The organism is Nocardia sp. 852002-20019_SCH5090214 (genome assembly GCF_001665865.1).
Lineage (GTDB): Bacteria > Actinomycetota > Actinomycetes > Mycobacteriales > Mycobacteriaceae > Nocardia > Nocardia nova.
The window spans coordinates 1-898 of the sequence record NZ_LZMK01000265.1 but is presented as its reverse complement, the minus strand read 5'-3'; the positions used below and the strand labels follow the sequence as shown (position 1 = coordinate 898).

Annotated in this window: 1 protein-coding gene and 1 pseudogene; both read right to left on the bottom strand. The window is 71.4% G+C overall.

All coding sequences use genetic code 11. The annotated features are described in order from the left end of the window. Nucleotides 1-260 (bottom strand): annotated as a pseudogene (locus A5780_RS20200) (DUF4913 domain-containing protein); the annotation flags it as partial. Then, the coding region (locus A5780_RS20195; RefSeq protein ID WP_156769578.1) for a TraG/TraD/VirD4 family protein at nt 257-898 on the bottom strand (642 nt) is incomplete at its 5' end. The pseudogene A5780_RS20200 and the gene A5780_RS20195, both read right to left, overlap by 4 nt.

Sequence of the window (898 nt, the reverse complement as noted above, 5' to 3'; positions counted from 1 at the left end):
GGCTCCACGAGGGCGACGGGCGGGTTGAGTGCGAGTTCTGCTTCGTGGGCGGCGGTTTCGGCCATCTGCTCCCGGATTTCGGGAGTGAGGACGGACTCGACGACCTCGGCGGCGATGGTCTTGGCGGCCTCGGCGAACTTGACGCCGACCGCCCGGCGCACCGCGGCGTCCATCAGCTCGCTCAGTTCCGCCGCCGGAATAGCGTGCGCGGCAGCGGATCCGGCCGGGGCCGAGCCGTTGGTGCTGGTTGTGTCGGTCATGCTGCGTCCTCCTCGCTGGAGGGCACGGCCCGCAAGCGCGGCCCGGCCGGGGTGGTACGGGACTGGTTGGGGGCGTGAATGCCGATCGAGGCGCGGATATCGGCGGCGTCGCCGCGTTCCATCCACGGCGTGGCCCGCACGAGAGTCGGGCGGTGCCCGGAGACCAGGACCAGCGCCCGGCCCTTGGGCATCGCGCTGATGTCGCTGGAGGTGAGAGTGGGTTCGCTGGTGCGCGAGGTCGATTCGGTGCCCGAATCCGCGCGCCGGCCCCGCGAGGTCGAGGTCACCAGTTCGTGGTGGGACCCGACCAGCTCGCTGATATCACGCAGGAATCCGGTGTCTTTGAGACCCGCACCGAGGGTGAGCACGTTGGTGGCGCTGAGCAGCGCCCTCATGCCGTCCTCGCCCCAGCAGCGCACGCCCTGGGCCCACGACTGCAGGATCGTGAGCACGACGATGCCGCGGGATCCGAAGTGGCTGTAGAGCTTCGGCAGATCGCGCCAGCGCACGACATTGGCGGCCTCGTCGAGCACGAGCAGCATCGGTGTCGGCATCCGGCCACCGGCGCGCCCGCCCTCGTCCTTGCCCGCCGCAGCCACGGCCGACGCGAACGCGGTCACCAGCGCGCCGCCGGAGGC